Annotated in this window: 17 protein-coding genes; 5 read left to right on the top strand and 12 right to left on the bottom strand. The window is 71.6% G+C overall.

The window, feature by feature from the left end; genetic code table 11:
• The first annotated feature begins 383 nt into the window (after positions 1 to 383).
• Positions 384 to 746: a trypco2 family protein gene (locus OG611_RS10050; protein WP_266417717.1), complete on the top strand. Its 363-nt coding sequence runs from the start codon at positions 384 to 386 to the stop codon at positions 744 to 746.
• Complete coding sequence (locus OG611_RS10045; RefSeq protein WP_266417714.1) at positions 743 to 3,952, top strand: serine protease; 3,210 nt, start codon at positions 743 to 745, stop codon at positions 3,950 to 3,952. Before OG611_RS10050 ends, OG611_RS10045 begins: the two co-directional genes overlap by 4 nt.
• Before the next feature lie 90 nt (positions 3,953 to 4,042).
• Here OG611_RS10045 and OG611_RS10040 read toward each other — a convergent pair whose 3' ends face one another.
• Positions 4,043 to 6,571, bottom strand: a complete 2,529-nt coding sequence (locus OG611_RS10040) for an ATP-dependent Clp protease ATP-binding subunit (protein ID WP_266417711.1) — start codon at positions 6,569 to 6,571, stop codon at positions 4,043 to 4,045.
• 428 nt (positions 6,572 to 6,999) lie between these two features.
• Here OG611_RS10040 and OG611_RS10035 point away from each other — a divergent pair, with 428 nt between their 5' ends.
• Positions 7,000 to 7,605 (top strand): SCO3374 family protein, encoded by a 606-nt coding sequence (locus OG611_RS10035; RefSeq protein ID WP_266417708.1) that lies wholly within the window; start codon positions 7,000 to 7,002, stop codon positions 7,603 to 7,605.
• On the opposite strand, the gene OG611_RS10030 is transcribed toward OG611_RS10035, so the two are convergent.
• The 10 genes from OG611_RS10030 to OG611_RS09985 form a co-directional block, all read right to left on the bottom strand.
• Complete coding sequence (locus tag OG611_RS10030) at positions 7,584 to 7,919, bottom strand: Lsr2 family protein (protein WP_266417706.1); 336 nt, start codon at positions 7,917 to 7,919, stop codon at positions 7,584 to 7,586. The two genes, OG611_RS10035 and OG611_RS10030, sit on opposite strands and share 22 nt — an antisense overlap.
• Positions 7,920 to 8,076: 157 nt before the next feature.
• The gene (locus OG611_RS10025; RefSeq protein WP_266425720.1) at positions 8,077 to 8,634 is read right to left on the bottom strand and encodes an amino-acid N-acetyltransferase; all 558 of its coding nucleotides are present in this window, start codon (positions 8,632 to 8,634) and stop codon (positions 8,077 to 8,079) included.
• Positions 8,635 to 8,644: 10 nt separating this feature from the next.
• A complete protein-coding gene (locus tag OG611_RS10020; protein WP_266417702.1) occupies positions 8,645 to 9,145 on the bottom strand; it encodes a BlaI/MecI/CopY family transcriptional regulator in 501 nt (166 codons plus the stop codon).
• 109 nt (positions 9,146 to 9,254) lie between these two features.
• Positions 9,255 to 9,434 carry a hypothetical protein gene (locus OG611_RS10015; protein WP_266417699.1) on the bottom strand — a complete coding sequence of 60 codons (180 nt, stop codon included), beginning with the start codon at positions 9,432 to 9,434 and terminating at the stop codon, positions 9,255 to 9,257.
• Positions 9,435 to 9,482: 48 nt separating this feature from the next.
• Positions 9,483 to 10,064: a hypothetical protein gene (locus OG611_RS10010; RefSeq protein WP_266425717.1), complete on the bottom strand. Its 582-nt coding sequence runs from the start codon at positions 10,062 to 10,064 to the stop codon at positions 9,483 to 9,485.
• Between the two features lie 138 nt (positions 10,065 to 10,202).
• The gene (locus tag OG611_RS10005; protein WP_266417696.1) at positions 10,203 to 11,000 is read right to left on the bottom strand and encodes a type III pantothenate kinase; all 798 of its coding nucleotides are present in this window, start codon (positions 10,998 to 11,000) and stop codon (positions 10,203 to 10,205) included.
• Positions 11,000 to 12,043 carry a carboxylating nicotinate-nucleotide diphosphorylase gene (nadC, locus tag OG611_RS10000; protein ID WP_266417693.1) on the bottom strand — a complete coding sequence of 348 codons (1,044 nt, stop codon included), beginning with the start codon at positions 12,041 to 12,043 and terminating at the stop codon, positions 11,000 to 11,002. Before nadC ends, OG611_RS10005 begins: the two co-directional genes overlap by 1 nt.
• Positions 12,044 to 12,045: 2 nt before the next feature.
• Complete coding sequence (locus tag OG611_RS09995) at positions 12,046 to 13,788, bottom strand: L-aspartate oxidase (RefSeq protein ID WP_266417690.1); 1,743 nt, start codon at positions 13,786 to 13,788, stop codon at positions 12,046 to 12,048.
• Positions 13,785 to 14,849 carry a pantoate--beta-alanine ligase gene (panC, locus tag OG611_RS09990; RefSeq protein WP_266417687.1) on the bottom strand — a complete coding sequence of 355 codons (1,065 nt, stop codon included), beginning with the start codon at positions 14,847 to 14,849 and terminating at the stop codon, positions 13,785 to 13,787. Before panC ends, OG611_RS09995 begins: the two co-directional genes overlap by 4 nt.
• Positions 14,846 to 15,802, bottom strand: coding sequence for a Rossmann-like and DUF2520 domain-containing protein (locus OG611_RS09985; RefSeq protein WP_266417684.1), 957 nt, complete (start codon positions 15,800 to 15,802; stop codon positions 14,846 to 14,848). Before OG611_RS09985 ends, panC begins: the two co-directional genes overlap by 4 nt.
• Positions 15,803 to 15,990: 188 nt before the next feature.
• Here OG611_RS09985 and OG611_RS09980 point away from each other — a divergent pair, with 188 nt between their 5' ends.
• Positions 15,991 to 17,181 (top strand): low specificity L-threonine aldolase, encoded by a 1,191-nt coding sequence (locus OG611_RS09980; RefSeq protein WP_266417682.1) that lies wholly within the window; start codon positions 15,991 to 15,993, stop codon positions 17,179 to 17,181.
• Here the strand turns inward: OG611_RS09980 and OG611_RS09975 are convergent.
• Positions 17,178 to 17,438 carry a hypothetical protein gene (locus tag OG611_RS09975; RefSeq protein WP_266417678.1) on the bottom strand — a complete coding sequence of 87 codons (261 nt, stop codon included), beginning with the start codon at positions 17,436 to 17,438 and terminating at the stop codon, positions 17,178 to 17,180. The genes OG611_RS09980 and OG611_RS09975 overlap by 4 nt on opposite strands.
• A gap of 106 nt (positions 17,439 to 17,544) precedes the next feature.
• Between OG611_RS09975 and OG611_RS09970 the strand changes: the two genes are divergently transcribed.
• Entirely contained in the window at positions 17,545 to 18,645 is a 1,101-nt protein-coding gene (locus OG611_RS09970; RefSeq protein WP_266425714.1) for a DUF5937 family protein, read from the top strand.

Here is an 18,645-nt window from a genome sequence, read left to right as displayed (position 1 = left end):
CTCAAACACCCCATCTACGAACAAAAGCCGTATCCGGAGCCCCGGGAATTCGTCGCAGCAGGTTTCGCGCGACGCGCGCCCGAACCCGTCGAAACTCTTGTTTCCGGCCAGGTTTAACCCCAGCTCCAAACCGCTCGAATCGGACAGATCCCAGCGACCCGGGCCCCTGGGTGTCCGGCATCGAAAGCACCCTCCACCGCAGGGCCGAAGGTCCCCGCGGCGATCACGGCACCCTCCCCTACCGCGCCTAGTAGGCCCGGAACGGGCTGTGCGCCTTGTCACCGCCGACGGGCCCGAAGGCTGTCCGTTTCGGGACCTTCGGCCCGTGCGCGTGGCAGCCCTTAGGCTGACCCGACGACCAGGCCGACTCCGGGGGACATGCCATGGCCAGTGACGCCGCGGACACCAGCGACATGGACGGCATCGAACTCGCCGACGCCGTCGAGTCGATCCGCAACCAGCTCATCGACGCCGCGGGCCGCGCCACCGGCCGCCCCGTGGCCTTCGAGGTCGGCGACATCCAGATGGAGTTCACCCTCGAACTCCGCAAGGAGATCAAGGGCGGCGGCAAGGTCAAGGCCTGGGTGGTCGAGGCGGGCGCCGACGCCTCCCGCGCGACCGGCCGCACGCACAAGGTCGCGTTCACCCTGAAGCCGCGCGACGCCGCGACCGGCGGGCCCTGGCAGATCGGCCACGGCGACCAGGGCAGCACAGCCCACTTCGGCGGCGGGGCGGCACGGCCGTGACCACCGCGCCGCCCACCGCACCCGCGGCGCGCACGGTCGTCGTCCTCGGCGCCGGAACCGTCCAGGGCAGCGGCGCCCTGCTCACCGACCGGCTCGTGCTGACCTGTGCCCATGTGGTCCGGGGCGGCAGCCGGGCCACCGTCGCCCACCCCGGGCGGGCAAACCACGCGACGGCAACGGTCGCCTGGGTCGACCACGACCTCGACGCCGCCCTCCTGCTGACCGCCGACCCGGTGCTCCCGGTCTCCGCGGTGCGGCTCGGCGTCCTCCACTCCGAGCAGGCCGTCTCCGGATGCGAGATCACCGGCTTCCCCGACATCCAGCGGTACGGCCCCGAGCGGCATCTGGAGGCCGACCAGTACACGGCCACCGCCCTGCCGATGGCCGGACACCTGCGCGGACTGCTGGTCTGCGAGCTGGACGGCCCGCCGCCCCCGGGAAACGACTCGGAGCCCCCGTCGCTGCGCGGCATGTCCGGCGGACCGGTCTTCGCCGGGAACGTCCTCATCGGCATCGCCCGGCAGATCCCCCGGCAGCGCGGCGGCCGGCGCGTGGAGTGCGTACCGCTCGCCCCGCTCATCGCCTCGCAGCCGTTCGAGCTCGTCTACCGGCAGACCGGCACGGCACTGCGCCACGAGCAGGTCCACGGCCGCTTTCCCAGGGACGCGCGGTACGAGGAGGAGTACGCGGCGGCGCTCGGGGCGGCGTACCGTCGTACAAAGATCTTCGGCCTCGACGAGCTGGGCCGGCGCGACTCCGAGTGGGATCTGGACACCGCGTACCTGAGCCTGGAGGCCCAGCAGACCTCCGGGCGCGCGGGGCCGTCGCCCATGCGGATCGACACGCTGCTCCCGGACCGCCCCCGGGTCCTGCTGCGCGGCGACGCGGGCGCCGGCAAGACCACGCTGCTCTGGTGGCTGGCGGCGCACGCCTCGGCCGGCACGCTGGGCCCGGAGCTGGCCGCGCTCAACGGCCTGGTCCCGTTCGTCGTACCACTGCGCACCCTGCGCGCCCAGGGCGGCACGTTCCCCGCCCCCGCGCAGCTCCCCGACGCGGCCCGGCTGGTGATCGACGAGGCCCCCGGGGGCTGGGTCGGCCGGGTGCTGGAGTCGGGCCGGGCGCTGCTGCTGGTCGACGGTCTGGACGAGGTCCCGCGCGACGACCGCGAGCAGGCGCACGAGTGGCTGTCCCGTCTCCTCGACCGGTACCCGGACATCCGCTGTGTGGCCACGGTGCGCCCGCTGGCCGTCGAGCCGGGCTGGCTGATGTCCCAGGACTTCGACGAGCTGCGGCTGCTGCCGATGCGGGACGAGGACATCGAGGCCTTCGTCGCCGCCTGGCACCGGGCCGCCCGGCTGGACGACGAGGACCACGAGACGCTCGGGAGGCTGGAACGGGACCTGATCCAGCAGTTCGCCCAGAACCGGACCCTGCGCGATCTGGCCCGTACGCCACTGCTCTGCGCGGTGATCTGCGCCCTTCACCGACGCCGCCAGGGCATCCTGCCGGAGACCCGCTGGAGCCTGTACGACTCGGCCCTCACGATGCTGCTCGGCGACCGCGACAAGCAGCGCAGGATCGAGGCCCCCGAAGGCATCACGATGAACGTGGCGGAACAGGCCCAGCTCCTCCAGCGCATCGCGATCTGGCTGGTGCGGGGCGGCCAGTCGGAGCTCCACCGCTCCGCGGCGCTGCACCAGCTGGAACGCGCCCTGCCGGGCATGGAACGGCTGCGCGGCCAGGGCTCGGCCGAGGAGATCCTGACCCATCTGCTGAACCGCAGCGGAGTCCTCCAGGAGCGTGCCGACGACGTCTACCAGTTCGCCCACCGCACCTTCCAGGACTTCCTCGCCGCGAAGGAGTTCGTCGAGGGCGACCAGCTGAACGAGCTGCTCGGCCGGGCGGGCGCACAGCACTGGTACGACGTCGTCCTGCTCTCGGCCGGCCACTGCGGCCGCCGGGAACACCCCGTACTGGTCAACGGTCTGCTGGACGCGCGGCCCGGCCCCGGCGACACCGTCACCCGGGACGAGATATTCGTCCTGGCCGCGCTCTGCGCGCAGCACGCGACCTGGCTGGACGAGACGACCCGGGCCAGGGTCCGCACGGCCGTCGGGGCGCTGTTCCCGCCGAAGGACGGCGGGGACGTACGGCTGCTCGCCCGCCTCGGTCCGGCCGCTCTGGACTTCCTGCCCGACCCGGACCACGTATCCGGCAGGGAGCAGGCCGGCCTGTTCATCGACCTGATCAGCGAAATCGGTGGGGCGGAGGCCGTACCGCACGCCCGCCGCTGGGCACTCGCCCACCCGGAACACAGCCACCTGTTCGAGGCGTACTGGAACAGGTATCCGGTACGGGCATACGCCCAGCAGGTCCTTGCCACCTGCGATCTGACGCACGACGCCCTGCAGATCGACGCCCCGGAGAAGCTGGCAGCACTGCGCGACCTGCCGTCCGCCACGAACCTGGAGATCGCCGGGGCCCTCACCGCCGCCGAACTCCACGCCGCCCTGCGCGGCGGCCCATGGACCGGGCTGGCCTTCCTGCGGAACCCCTGCCTGACCGACCTCTCGTTCCTGACGGAGTGCGCCGGGCAGCTCGAGTCCCTGTCGCTGAGCGACTGTCCTGGCGTACGGGACCTCGGCTCGCTCACCGGGCTCCCCGCGCTGAAAGTGGTCGAGCTCGACATGAGCCATCTCCCCGGCGGTGCGCTGGCCGCCACGGCTTCGGGAGAACTGAATTCCCTGTGGCTCAGCCGCCTGACGGCCGAACGGCTCTCCCAGCTGCCCGCCCACCCTGAGCTGAGCACACTGACCATCGAGCAGGCAGCCTCGCTGGAGGTGGACTCGCTCGACGGCTGGACGAACCTGCGCCGGCTCGGACTGGGAACCCGCACCCCGGTCCGACCGCTGCTCGCCGCTCTCCGGCGGGCTCCGCAGGTGATCCACCTCACCCTGCCCCTGTCGTCCGCGACGGAGTTCGCCGGGGAACAGCCCGTGCCTTCCCTCGGCAGCCTGGACCTCTACCTCGACACCGATGTGCTCGAAATGGAACAGATCCCCCGGGTCTTCCCCGCTCTGAAGCGGGTGGTGATCGTTTCGCCCAGGCATGTCGACCGCATCGACATTTCCCCGATCCGGGCGATGCCCGACTGCGAGGTGGCGGCCGGCCCCGCAACGATCGTGGGCGACGACCCACACCGCTGACCCCGCGACACGGCGGAAGGGGCTGCCCCGGACCGTTCGCACGGTCCGGGGCAGCCCCTTCAGCTTCTTCTCAGACGCTCGGGGGCGTCCTCACACGTCCTTCGACATGTTCGGGCCCGTGCCGCCTGCCGCCTGCTCGATCGGGGGGACGTCGGGCAGTGCCGACTTCTCCTCGCCGCGGAAGGTGAAGGTCTTCTCCTCGCCCTCGCCCTCGGTGCCGACGACCACGATGTGACCGGGGCGCAGCTCACCGAAGAGGATCTTCTCGGAGAGGATGTCCTCGATCTCGCGCTGGATCGTCCGGCGCAGCGGCCGGGCGCCCATCACGGGGTCGTAGCCCTTCTTCGCCAGGAGCGACTTGGCTTCCGAGCTCAGCTCGATGCCCATGTCGCGGTCCTTCAGGCGCTCGTCCACCTTGGCGAGCATGAGGTCGACGATCTGGATGATGTCTTCCTCGGTGAGCTGGTGGAAGACGACCGTGTCGTCGACACGGTTGAGGAACTCGGGGCGGAAGTGCTGCTTGAGCTCTTCGTTGACCTTGTTCTTCATCCGCTCGTAGCCGGTCTTGACGTCACCCTGGGCGGCGAAGCCCAGGTTGAAGCCCTTGGAGATGTCCCGGGTCCCGAGGTTGGTCGTCATGATGATGACCGTGTTCTTGAAGTCCACGACCCGGCCCTGGGAGTCGGTCAGGCGACCGTCTTCCAGAATCTGGAGCAGGGAATTGAAGATATCGGGGTGGGCCTTCTCGACCTCGTCGAAGAGGACGACGGAGAACGGCTTGCGGCGCACCTTCTCGGTGAGCTGGCCGCCCTCTTCGTAACCCACGTAACCGGGGGGAGAACCGAAGAGGCGGGAAACCGTGTGCTTCTCGCTGAACTCCGACATGTCGAGGGCGATCAGCGCGTCCTCGTCACCGAAGAGGAATTCGGCGAGCGTCTTGGAGAGCTCCGTCTTACCGACACCGGACGGGCCGGCGAAGATGAACGAGCCACCGGGGCGCTTCGGGTCCTTCAGACCGGCTCGCGTACGGCGGATCGCCTGCGAGAGGGCCTTGATGGCGTCCTTCTGCCCGATGACGCGCTTGTGGAGCTCGTCCTCCATGCGCAGCAGACGGGAGGACTCCTCCTCCGTCAGCTTGAAGACCGGGATGCCGGTCGCGGTGGCCAGGACCTCGGCGATCAGCTCGCCGTCGACCTCGGCCACGACGTCCATGTCGCCGGCCTTCCACTCCTTCTCGCGCTTGGTCTTCGCCGCCAGCAGCTGCTTCTCCTTGTCACGGAGGGAAGCCGCCTTCTCGAAGTCCTGGGAGTCGATGGCCGACTCCTTGTCGCGGCGGACACCCGCGATCTTCTCGTCGAACTCGCGGAGGTCCGGCGGCGCGGTCATCCGGCGGATGCGCATCCGGGAACCGGCCTCGTCGATCAGGTCGATCGCCTTGTCCGGCAGGAAGCGGTCCGAGATGTACCGGTCGGCCAGCGTCGCGGCCTGGACCAGCGCCTCGTCCGTGATGGAGACGCGGTGGTGGGCCTCGTAGCGGTCGCGCAGACCCTTGAGGATCTCGATGGTGTGCGGCAGCGACGGCTCCGCGACCTGGATGGGCTGGAAGCGGCGCTCGAGAGCGGCGTCCTTCTCCAGGTGCTTGCGGTACTCGTCGAGCGTGGTGGCACCGATGGTCTGGAGCTCGCCGCGGGCCAGCATCGGCTTGAGGATGCTGGCGGCGTCGATCGCGCCCTCGGCGGCACCCGCACCCACGAGGGTGTGGAGCTCGTCGATGAACAGGATGATGTCGCCGCGGGTGCGGATCTCCTTGAGGACCTTCTTCAGGCGCTCCTCGAAGTCACCGCGGTAGCGGGAGCCGGCGACCAGCGCGCCGAGGTCGAGGGTGTAGAGGTGCTTGTCCTTGAGGGTCTCGGGCACCTCGCCCTTGACGATGGCCTGCGCCAGTCCCTCGACGACCGCCGTCTTGCCGACGCCGGGCTCGCCGATGAGAACCGGGTTGTTCTTGGTGCGGCGGGACAGCACCTGCATGACCCGCTCGATCTCCTTCTCGCGCCCGATGACCGGGTCGAGCTTGGATTCGCGAGCGGCCTGGGTGAGATTCCGGCCGAACTGGTCGAGCACCAGGGACGTGGAGGGCGTGCCTTCCGCGGGGCCGCCCGCGGTCGCCGCCTCCTTGCTGCCCGAGTACCCGGAGAGCAGCTGGATGACCTGCTGCCGCACCCGGTTCAGGTCGGCGCCCAGCTTCACGAGGACCTGGGCGGCGACGCCCTCGCCCTCGCGGATCAGGCCGAGCAGGATGTGCTCGGTGCCGATGTAGTTGTGGCCGAGCTGAAGGGCCTCGCGGAGCGAGAGCTCCAGGACCTTCTTGGCCCGGGGCGTGAAGGGGATGTGCCCGGACGGGGCCTGCTGGCCCTGGCCGATGATCTCCTCCACCTGCTGGCGGACCGCCTCGAGCGAAATCCCGAGGCTCTCCAGGGCCTTAGCGGCGACACCCTCACCCTCGTGGATAAGGCCCAGGAGGATGTGCTCGGTGCCGATGTAGTTGTGGTTGAGCATCCGGGCTTCTTCCTGAGCCAGGACGACAACCCGCCGCGCGCGGTCGGTGAACCTCTCGAACATCGTTAATCGCTCCTCAGAGCGGTCAGGCAGTAAGGGGTCGGTCCCCTCCCTGTCCTTCCGCAGCTTAGTCCCGCAAGCGGGGACCGCTCATTCCAACTGCCGACACCGTCCTTGGCCTCCTGCCCCGAACGCTGACAACTTCTCCAACCCGATGGTGCGAGACGATGTTCCCGCAGGCCAGGCAGATACCCCTTTCGCCAGTACGCCGATGGCGAACGTGAGATGCCCGAACCTGCGTGTCGCCCCTCCCCACTAGGGATGTCTTACCCGCAATTACAGACAGTCCATGCGGTGCACGCCGGTTCCCTCCGCTACGGGCGAACATATTGGCGCTCCCGAATGCGCCCCTACGCACCCATCCCGGACACATTGCGCGCCCGCTCGGGGACTCTGCGTAACTCCGGAGGTCTCCGGGCCGTTCTTCCGGCATGGCCATCACCGTCCCGCGTCCCGTGCCGTCGGTCACCGGCGAGCGGGAGAGCGGCGACTGCGCCCGGTGGGCGCAGTGGTACGAACGCGAACTCGGCTGGGCGACGGCGGGCACCGCTCCGGTGCGCCTGCTGACCGGGCTGCGGTTCGACGTGCTCCAGGTTCCCGCGGCCGCCGGTCAGGCGGCGCTGCGGCGGCTGGACCGCACCGGGCCCGTGGCGCTGTCGGGCGCGCGGATGAGCCTGCTGGTGGCGGTGGGAAGCGCCGACGAGCTGCCCGGACTGCTCGACTGGCTGGAGTGGGGAGGCGTCGCCCTCTCCCTGACCGCCATCGGTGCGGGCGGCCGGATCACTGCGCCGGTGCCGCCCGGACGGATGGCGGGCCGGCCGGGGGCCGCCGCATGGCTGCGACCCCCCGGGCCACGACACGAGGAAGGGTCGGAGTTCCCGGCCCTCGCCGGCCTCGGGAGCAGGGGTGGGGGTGCTCCCGATCTCGTACGGCTGGTGGACGCGGTGGCGACGGAATGCCACCGGGCCCGGTTGATGCTTGCCCGGACAGGGCCGTCGACGGTCGGGTCGACAGCTCAGCCGTTGGCCTTCTCGTAAGCTTCGCGGATCTCCGCGGGAACACGGCCACGGTCATTCACATTGTGGCCGTTCTCGCGGGCCCACTTACGGATCTCGGCGGTGTCCTTGTTGCCACCCGTAACGGCGCGGCCCTTGCCACGGCCGGCCGACGCGCGGCCACCCGTACGCCGACCACCCTTGGTGTACGGCTCAAGAAGACCACGGAGCTTGTCCGCGTTGCTCGTCGTGAGGTCAATCTCGTACGTCTTGCCATCGAGAGCGAACGTGACCGTCTCGTCCGCCTCGCCGCCGTCGAGGTCATCGACAAGAAGGACCTGAACCTTCTGTGCCACTGGATTCCCTTTCATCGAAAATGCAGTACGCGGAAAGGAAACCGCTTTTCCCCGGAAAACACAAACCCCCGGGAGAGGTTCAGGATCACGAGAAGACGGGAAACATGCGCGATTCGGACATAGGGTTCCGGCTTCTTGTGGCGGTCGCAGATGGCGGTCACAGATGCAGAAGCATCCGACTGTTGCCCAAGGTGTTCGGCTTCACTCGTTCGAGACCCAGGAACTCTGCTACACCCTCGTCATAGGAACGCAGCAGCTCGCTGTAGACATCTCCGTCGACCGGCGTCTCTCCGATCTCCACGAAGCCGTGCTTCGCGAAGAAGTCCACTTCGAAGGTGAGACAGAAAACCCGCCGCACGCCCAGCCAGCGGGCGGTCTGCAACAACTTGTCCAGCACTTGATGGCCGACTCCGGCACCCCTGATGCTGTGATCGACGGCGAGAGTACGCACTTCGGCGAGGTCTTCCCACATCACGTGCAGTGCGCCGCAGCCGATGACACGGGCGTCCTCGTCGCGTTCCGCGATCCAGAACTCCTGGATGTCCTCGTAAAGCGTCACGGTCGCTTTGTCCAGCAGGATGCCTTCGCGTACGTACCCGTCGAGGAGACGGCGGACCGATGCCACATCGCTGGTCCTGGCACGTCGGACCGTGATGGCCGTGTTTATGACTGACGGTTCGGTACGGGAATCGGCATGCGGAAGCTCTGAGGACATACCCCCGACGCTATCGCCCGGCCCCCGGGCCCGCCCCATCGGCCGGATCTCCGGCCGCTTCTCCGGCTGGTTCATCGGCTGGTTCATCGGCCGGTTCACCTGTCGCCGCCTCGGCCGGTTCGCCGGGCGTGGGCCCGGGGGCTCCGGACAGGTCGGGCAGAACGATCCGCATGGCGTCCTGGAGGGCCTCGCGCTGCCCGGCGGACATCATGCCGAAGAAGGCGACAAGAGCGGCCGCGGGGTTGTCACTGCGCGACCATGCTTCGTTCATCAGTGCGGCCGAGTAGGCGGCGCGGGTGGAGACCGCCGTATATCTATATGCGCGGCCGTCGACTTCCCTGCGCACCCAGCCCTTCTGATGGAGATTGTCCATTACCGTCATGACGGTGGTGTAGGCGATGGAGCGTTCCTGCTGAAGGTCCTCAAGGACTTCCCGCACGGTGACCGGGCGGTTCCATTGCCAGACCCGTGTCATCACGGCGTCTTCCAGATCTCCCAATTGGCGGGGCACAATGTCACTTTAGTGCCAGATGCCTGGAATGACCGGTTTATTTGGGCAGCAAAAGGGCGCACGGCTCCTGGTGAGCCGTGCGCCCTTCGTGTGCTGCGAAGTACCGGGGTCAGACGCCGTCGGTCCGCGGTGTCTGCTGGACCGACTCGGCGCGGCCGATCGCCAGATCCACGGCCGCGTCCTCCTTGGCCTTGTTGGGACCGCCCTGGCTCTTGACGATCGTCACGACGAGGCCGATGAAGAAGGCGGCCATCACCACGGGGGGCACGAGCGCGGATACGTAGTCCATGGCGTCCAGAGTAGCGAGGCCGGTACGGACTCCCGCGCCGCCCCTCCGCTACCCCGCGGCGCGCTCCTCCTCCTGCGGCGGCGCCGGGCGGCGGGGCGGGAAGACCTCCGAGGGCTTCGGCGCGGGGCGCCCGGACGGCCGGGTGGGCCGGGCGGGTGCCGCCGGGACCTTGGGCCGTTCGGGTTCGGCGGCGGCCGCCCGGCCGCCGGGCAGGGCCAGGAGCCGGCTGCGCGGCGCGGGAGTCCTCGCCGACGCGACGCGTCCGGCGAGGCGGGCCTGCACCGACCGCTCCGCCAGCACCTGACAGCGCTCCAGGAGCACCGCGGCCACCGGCCTGTGGCGCAGGGCGCGCAGCGCGGCGAGGTCGTCGGGGCCGGGGTCGTACCCGCCCGCCAGGGCGTCCTGGAGCAGCTCCAGGTAGCCGCCGACCGAGCCGGGGAGGGCGTTGCGGTAGCGGACGAGGTCGGCGAGGAGGAACGTGCGCAGTCGTCCCGCCTCGCCGACCGCCTCGTCCACGGCACCGGCCAGCCGCAGGCAGTCCTGGACGTCCTCGTCCGGCAGGGGCATGGGGTGAAGGGCGATGGCGAGGGCGCGTCGGAGCACACGCAGCTCGTCCGCGCTGAACGCCATGCCGCCGCGTGATCCGTAAGGCGTGGGCATGGAGCGACAATACGTGCTAAATGGACAAAATCGGCTTAACTGGCCGTCGACGGCGCGGCGGCGGCCCCGCCCCCAGCGAGCCGTTCCCGCAGGTACGCCGCCTGTCCGCTACAGCCGGGACACGTTCCGCTCGTACACCAGGCGCAGGCCGATGAGGGTCAGCCAGGGCTCGTGCTCGTCGATGACGGAGGACTCGCCCAACACCATCGGCGCAAGGCCGCCCGTCGCGATGACGGTGACGTCCTCGGGGTCGGCCGCCAGCTCCTTCTTCATCCGTGCGACGACGCCGTCGACCTGGCCGGCGAAGCCGTAGATGATGCCCGACTGCATCGCCTCGACCGTGTTCTTGCCGATCACGCTGCGCGGCCGGGCCAGCTCGATCTTGCGGAGCTGGGCGCCCTTGACGCCGAGTGCCTCGACCGAGATCTCGATGCCGGGGGCGATGACACCGCCGGTGTACTCGCCCCGGGCGGAGACCGCGTCGAAGGTGGTTGCCGTGCCGAAGTCGACGACGATCGCCGGACCGCCGTACAGGTCGACGGCGGCGACCGCGTTGATGATGCGGTCCGCGCCGACCTCCTTCGGGTTGTCCATCAGGATCGGCACCCCGGTCTTGATGCCCGGCTCGACGAGGACGGCGGGGACGTCGCCGTAGTAGCGGCGGGTCACCTCGCGCAGCTCGTGCAGGACGGCCGGGACCGTGGAGCAGATCGCGATGCCCTCGATGCCGTCGCCCAGCTCCATGCCGAGCAGCGGGTGCATGCCCATCAGGCCCTGGAGCAGCACGGCGAGCTCGTCGGCGGTGCGGCGGGCGTCGGTGGAGATCCGCCAGTGCTCGACGATCTCCTCGCCGTCGAACAGGCCGAGGACGGTGTGGGTGTTGCCGACGTCGATGGTGAGCAGCATCAGACGACGGCCCCGTCGGTGTCGCGGAAGTCCAGGCCGATGTCGAGGATCGGCGAGGAGTGGGTGAGCGCGCCGACGGCCAGGTAGTCGACGCCCGCCTCGGCGTAGGCGCGGGCGGTGTCGAGGGAGAGCCGGCCGGAGGACTCCAGGACCGCGCGGCCGCCGACCAGGGCGACCGCCTCGGCCGTCTGCAGCGGGGTGAAGTTGTCCAGCAGGATCAGGTCGGCGCCCGCGCCGAGCACCTCGCGGACCTGCTGCAGGGTATCGACCTCGACCTCGATCGGTACGTCCGGGAACTCGTCCCGTACCCGCTTGAAGGCCTCGGCCACGCCGCCCGCCGCGATGACGTGGTTGTCCTTGACCAGCGCCGCGTCCGACAGCGACATGCGGTGGTTGACGCCGCCGCCGCAGCGCACCGCGTACTTCTCCATGGCGCGCAGGCCCGGGGTGGTCTTGCGGGTGTCGCGGACCCTGGCCTTCGTGCCTTCGAGCACATCGGCCCAGGCGCGGGTGGCGGTCGCGATGCCGGAGAGCCTGCACAGCAGGTTGAGCGCGCTGCGCTCGCCGGTGAGCAGGTCGCGGGTGCGGGTGGTGACGGTCAGCAACTTCTGGCCGGGGGCGACCCGGTCGCCGTCCTCGACGTGGCGCTCGACCGCGAACTCGTCCGTGCAGACGATGGACAGGACGGCCTCGGCGACGCGCAGACCGGCCACGACGCCCGCCTCGCGGGCGGTGAAGTCACCGGTGGCCACGGCGTCCTCGGCGACGGTCGCGACGGTGGTGACGTCCACACCGCCGTCGAGGTCCTCCTCGATGGCGACGTGCGCGACGTCCTCGACCTGGACCGGGTCCAGGCCCGCGTCGGCGAGGAGCTGGGCGAGGGCGGGGTCGAGGCCGCACTCCAGCGGGTCGACCTCGTAGAAATCGTCCCCGCCGCAGCCGCAGCCGTCCCCGCAGCCGCCCGTGGACGGTGCGGGCGCGCCGATCTGGATCAGCGGTACGTCCACGGGTGTGGGGCGCGGATTCTCTTCGGGCGTGCTCACGGTTACGGCTCCTCGGTGACGTCGGCGGGGTGGGTCAGGGGTGCTGCTGCGCAGTCTGGTGCCTGCGTGGGGCGTACGGGCCCGAATGCCTCGGTCTCCGTCCGACGGAGGACCGGTTGACGCTCCGGGGTGAGCCGGACGACGAGGTGGCGGCGCCAGTTCTCGTCGTCGCGCTCGGGCCGGTCCTCGCGCCAGTGGCAGCCGCGGGTCTCCTCGCGCCGCCGGGCGGCGGCGACCAGGACGCGCGAGACGAGCAGCAGGTTGGTGGCCTCCCACGCCTCGACGCCGGGCACCGCGACCTTGGGTTCGTCCGCCTCCACGGCCAGCGCGGCGCTGTCGTGGAGGGCCTCCAGCTCGTCGGCGGCGGCGGCCAGGCTCTCGGCGGAGCGGAGCACTCCGGCGCCCCGGGTCATGATGCGCTGGATCGTGCTGCGGGCCTCCGGGGTGATCAGCGGGGAGGGCGCGCGGTCGTCGCCGGTTTCCGCGGCGCCCGCGCGGGGCCGGTCCTCGACGATGTCCGCCGCGATGCGCTCGGCGAAGACGAGGCCCTCCAGGAGGGAGTTGGACGCCAGCCGGTTCGCGCCGTGCACGCCGGTGCAGGCGACCTCGCCGCAGGCGTACAGGCCGGGCACCGTGGTACGTCCCCGCAGGTCGGTGCGGATGCCGCCGGAGGCGTAGTGCGCGGCGGGGGCGACCGGGATCGGTTCGGTGATCGGGTCGATGCCGTGGGCGCGGCAGGCCGCCAGGATCGTGGGGAAGCGCTGCTCCCACATCTCGGCGCCGAAGTGTCGGGCGTCGAGGTACATGTGCTCGGTGCCGCGCAGTTCCATCCGGCGGGTGATGGCCTTGGCGACGATGTCGCGCGGGGCCAGCTCCGCCAGTTCGTGCTGTCCGAGCATGAAGCGCGTACCGGACGCGTCGACGAGATGGGCGCCCTCGCCCCGTACCGCTTCCGACACCAGCGGCTGCTGGCCCTCGGAGCCGGCGCCGAGGAAGAGGACCGTCGGGTGGAACTGGACGAATTCCAGGTCGGAGACCTCCGCGCCGGCCCGCAGCCCCAGCGCCACGCCGTCGCCGGTGGAGACCGCCGGGTTGGTGGTGGCGGAGAAGACCTGGCCCATGCCGCCGGTGGCGAGGACCACCGCGGGGGCGTGGACCGCGCCGACGCCGTCGTGCTGGCCCTCGCCCATGACGTGCAGCGTGACGCCCGCGGTACGCCCTTCGGCGTCGGTGAGGAGGTCCAGGACGAGTGCGTTCTCCACGGTGTGCAGGGCGGCTTCGCGGACCGCCTCGACCAGGGCGCGGGAGATCTCGGCGCCCGTCGCGTCGCCGCCCGCGTGGGCGATGCGGCGTCGGTGGTGGCCGCCCTCACGGGTCAGCGCGATGTCGCCGCTCTCCGTGGTGTCGAAGTGGGCACCGGTCCCGATCAGCCGGCGCACGGCGTCCGGGCCCTCGGTGACCAGGGTGCGGACCGCCGCCTCGTCGCACAGGCCGGCGCCCGCAACCAGGGTGTCGTCGAGATGCTGCTCGGGGGTGTCGCCCTCGCCGAGGGCGGCCGCGATACCGCCCTGCGCCCAGCGGGTGGAGCCGTCGTCGAGGCGGGCCTTGGTGACGACGACGGTGGCGAGGCCCGCGGCGGCGCAGCGCAGCGCGGTGGTGAGACCGGCCACGCCGGAGCCGACCACCACGACGTCGGCGTCGATGGACCAGCCGGGGGCGGGGGCGGTCAGCCGTATTCCGGTCACGTGGTGGCTCCGAAGGTCAGCGGGATGTTGTCGATGAGGCGGGTCCTGCCGACCCGCGCGGCGATGGCGAGGATCGCCTCACCGGAGGTTCGGTCGTCGGGGATCTCGGTGAAGTCGGCCGGGTCCACGAGCGCCAGGTAGTCCAGGGCGAGCGGGGGCTGCGCGCTCGCCGCGTCATCGAGGATCAGGAGCGCCGCCGCCCGTACCGCCGAGGGGCCGTCGACCGGGCGGGCCAGGGCCACCGCCTGGGTGTCGGCGGCCGCGCGGGCCTCGCCGAGCGCGGTGAGCGCGGCGGCCCGGCCAGTGGTGGCCGCGGTGGTCTGCGCGCGGGCGTGCAGCGCCTGCTGGGCGGCGAGCCGGTCGCGGGCGGCGAACAGGGCCCGGGACAGGGCGAGGGCGGTGTGCCGTTCCTCCGCGTCCAGGAAGCGGTTGCGGCTGGAGAGCGCGAGGCCGTCCGGCTCGCGGACCGTCTCCACGCCGACGATCTCCACCGGGAAGTTCAGATCGCGCACCATGCGGCGGATCAGCGCCAGCTGCTGGGCGTCCTTCTGCCCGAAGAACGCGACGTCGGGGCGGGTGAGGTGGAGGAGCTTGGCGACGACCGTGAGCATGCCGTCGAAGTGCCCGGGGCGCGAGGCGCCTTCGAGCCGCTCGCCCATCGGGCCCGCGGAGATCCGGACCTGCGGTTCGCCGCCGGGGTAGACCTCATCGACGGACGGCGCGAAGACCGCGTCCGCCCCGGCGGCGCCCGCCACGGCGAGGTCGGCGTCGAGCGTACGGGGGTAGCGGTCCAGGTCGGCGGCCTCGCCGAACTGGAGCGGGTTGACGAAGACGGTGGCGACCACCTGGCCGTCGGGGCCCGCCGCCGCGCGTGCGGCGCGGATCAGGGTCGCGTGGCCCTCGTGCAGGGCGCCCATGGTCATGACGACGGCCCGCGGCCCCTTGAGGGGAGCGAACGCGCCGAGCTCGGCCGCGGTACGGAGCAGGGTGGCGGCGGGACCGTGGGACGTCCGCGGTGCGACGGGGCGGGGGGTGCCGGGCCTGCCGGTCGTGTCGGTCATCGGGGCTCCTGTGATCCGCTGCCGCCCGTGGTGCCGGTGCCCGTGCCGTCGGCCAGGACCCCGAGCAGGTCCTCGGCCAGCTCCGGCTTGAGCATGCCGTGGGCGAGCGCGCGGTCGGCGGTGGCGCGGGCCATCGCGACGTATCCGGCCACGGCCTGCGGGGCGTGCCTGCGCAGCTCGCCGATGTGCGCGGCGACCGTACCGGCGTCGCCGCGGGCCACGGGGCCGGTCAGCGCGGCGTCGCCGGAGCGCAGGGCGTTGTCGAGCGCGGCGCCGAGGAGGGGGCCGAGCATCCGGTCGGGGGCGGCGACCCCGGCCGTACGCAGCAGCTCCATCGACTGGGCGACCAGGGTGACCAGGTGGTTCGCGCCGAGGGCGAGCGCCGCGTGGTAGAGCGGACGGGACTCCTCCGCGATCCATTCGGGCTCGCCGCCCATCTCGATGACCAGCGCCTCGGCGGCGAGCCGCAGCTCCTCGGGGGCGGTCACGCCGAAGGAGCAGCCGGCCAGCCGCTGGACGTCGACGGAGGTGCCGGTGAACGTCATCGCCGGGTGCAGGGCGAGCGGCAGGGCACCGGCCCGCAGCGCCGGGTCCAGGACCTTCGTCCCGTACCGCCCCGAGGTGTGGACGATCAGCTGCCCCGGCCGCACCGCACCGGTCTCGGCGAGGCCTTCGACCAGGCCGGGCAGGGCGTCGTCGGGGACGGTCAGCAGCACCAGCTCGGCACGCGCGAGGACCTCGGCGGGCTCCACCAGCGGTACGTCGGGCAGCAGGGCGGCCGCCCTGCGCACGGACGCGTCGGAGACGCCCGACACGGCGACCGGCCGGTGCCCGGCGAGCTGCAGGGACGCGGCGAGAGCGGGCCCGACGCGGCCCGCGCCCACGACGCCGACCGTGAGGCGGGCGGGGCGGTCCCTCGCGTCGAGGGGTTCATGGGGGGCTGTTGCATTCACGCGGCGGGGCCTTCCGTTCCAGTCCGCGGGGGGTACCGGACGATTTCTCTGCATGCTACGCCAGCGTTTCGCCCGGACTCCTGGCCGTCCACAGCCTGTGGGTAAAGTCCGGGCGGGGGCGCGGCCCGGAGCCGGGGCGCCCGGAAAACCATGCGGGCCCGAGCTGCGCGCTGCGTGATGATCGTCCCATGACAGACACAGCAGACCTGGACGGGCAGCCTCGGCCGGAAGCGCGGGAGGAATCCCAGGAGGAAGCGCAGCGGCTGCGCAGGATCAACGCCTGGCACGCGGCCGAACGAGTCCTGATCAGGCCGCCCATGAACCTCTCGCTCGGCGAACGGCTGGCCGCGCTGACGGCCGGGGCCGGGGCCGTCACCGATCTCGACCGCCCCGCGGACATCTACGGCAACGGCGTCGTCGCCGAACTGGAGGAGCGGATCGCGGGCCTGCTGGGCATGGAGGCCGCCGCGTTCTTCCCGACCGGGACGATGGCGCAGCAGGTCGCGCTGCGGTGCTGGGCCGGGCGGACCGGCGATTCCACGGTGGCGCTGCATCCCCTCGCCCACCCCGAGGTGCACGAACGCGGCGCGCTGGGGGCGGTGAGCGGGCTGCGTACCGTCCATCCGACGTCCGAGCCCCGGCTGCCCACGGCCCAGGAGATCCGCGACTTCGACGAGCCGTTCGGCACGCTGATGCTGGAGCTGCCGTTGCGCGACGCCGGTTTCGTCCTGCCGACGTGGGAGGAGCTGGAGGCCGTGGTGGCGGCCGCGCGGGAACGCGATGCGGTGGTGCACATCGACGGCGCGCGGCTGTGGGAGTGCGCCCCCCACTTCAGGCGGGAGCTGCCGGAGATCGCGGCGCTCGCGGACAGCGTGTACGTGTCGTTCTACAAGACCCTCGGCGGAATCTCCGGGGCCGCGCTGGTCGGTCCCGGGCCGCTGATCGAGGAGGCGCGCACCTGGCGCCACCGGTACGGCGGGCAGCTCTTCCAGCAGTTCCCCGCGGCGCTCACCGCCCTGATCGGCCTCGATCAGGAGCTGCCGCAGCTGCCGTCGTACGTGGCACGGGCGAAGGTGGTGGCCGGGGCGATGGCCGAGGGCTTCTCGGCGGCCGGCACCGGGTGGTTCCGGGTGCATCCGGAGCCGCCGCACACGCATCAGTTCCAGGTGTGGCTGCCGTACGGGGAGGACGTCCTGACGGAGGCGGCGGTGCGGCAGGCGGAGGAGACGGGCGTGTCCCTCTTCCGCAAGTGGTACCCCGCGGCCGCCGGGCCGCCCGGAGTGTCGTTCACCGAGGTGACGGTGGGGCGCGAAGGGCTGGAGTGGACGGCTGAGGATGTACGGGGCGCGGTACGGGAGTTCGTGGCGCGGCTGGCCTAGCAGGAGCCTGCCGGGCCGACCGGGGAACGGCCGGGAGCACCGGAACCGCCGGCTCCGCGGCTTCGGGTGAACAGGGACCGCAGCGCGGCCCGTCGGCGACCGCGCGCCGGGCGGCCCGCGATCACCGCGTCGAAACGGCGCCGGTCACGTGCCTCGCGCACCACTTCCCAGTCGTGCCGGCCCGGCAGCGGCGGCGGAAGTTCGCCCCGCTGGGCCGCGCGATAGCTGTCGATCATGTGCTGCTGAATGGCGTCCATGGGCCTCAGCGTGGGCCGGTCCCGGCCCGTCCGGCCCGCCGATTGACGACCACCGTCAAATGGCGCGATGCCTTTCGCGGGCACCCCGCACTATGGAGGGGTGAGCGTGCACATCGACATCGCCGGGCTGGCGCCCGACCGCATCGTCTTCGAGACCTCCCCCCTCGCCGAGCTGGGGCTGGCCCTGCATGCCCTCTCCGAGCCGGGGCACCACCCGGGCCTGCACGGCTGGGCGACGGCGACCTCCAGCGCGCTGGACCCCGACCTCGCCGACCGGCTGCACGAGGCCGATTTCCTGTGGCGCCACACGTTCTCGGACATCTTCATGCCGTTCGCCGGGATCCGCGGCGGCAACGGCAGGGCGGGCGCCAACCTCGCCGAGGACCTCGACATCCTCGACCGGCTGGACGACGAACGGTTCGTCGCCGCCGCCCTGGAGTTCACCTGCACCAGCCTGTACGGGCTCGGCGCGCCCTCCCCGCTCAACGACCCGACGATGCACACCCGCGCCCTGGACATGGCGGCGGCGCGCGGCCCCCGGCAGGTGGAGTTCGCCCAGCAGCTGCTGGCCGATCCGGCCCCGGTGCGCGCCTGGGTGCGGCGCCTGTTCGAGGACTGCGACCGGGCGTTCTTCGCGGACACCTGGTGCCGGGTGCGGGTCCAGCTGGTCGCCGACGCCCGGCACAAGACCGATCTGCTGCGGCGCAAGGGGATCGGCGAGGCGATGGGCGCGGTGTCCACGGCGCTGACCGTCGACGAGGCCGGGACCCGGATCAGCGCCGACAAACTGACCGAGGGCCGCACCAGCGCCGTCGGCCCCGGGCTCACCCTCATCCCGTCCACCTTCGGCTGGCCGCACCTCAACCTGCTGCACGCGCCGGGCTGGCGCCCGGTGATCCACTACCCGGTGCACCAGCCCGAGCTGCCCTCCCCCTCCTCCGTGGAACTGCTCCAGCTGCGCATGGAGGCGCTGGCCCACCCGATGCGGATGCGCCTGTGCCGCCACCTCGCCCGCTCCCCGCACACGACCGGCCAGCTCGCCGATACGCACGGCATCACGGCCCCCGAGGTCTCCCGGCACCTCTCGGTACTGAAGAAGGCGGGCCTGGTCACCACGCGTCGGCGCGGCCGGTACGTGCTGCACCAGCTGGACCTGACCTCGGTGGCACGGCTCGGCAGCGACTTCCTGGAAGGCATCCTGCGCTGA

Source organism: Streptomyces sp. NBC_01363, assembly GCF_026340595.1.
GTDB lineage: Bacteria > Actinomycetota > Actinomycetes > Streptomycetales > Streptomycetaceae > Streptomyces.
Note: the sequence above shows the minus strand (reverse complement) of the source record. Positions and strands in the feature narration are given on the sequence as shown.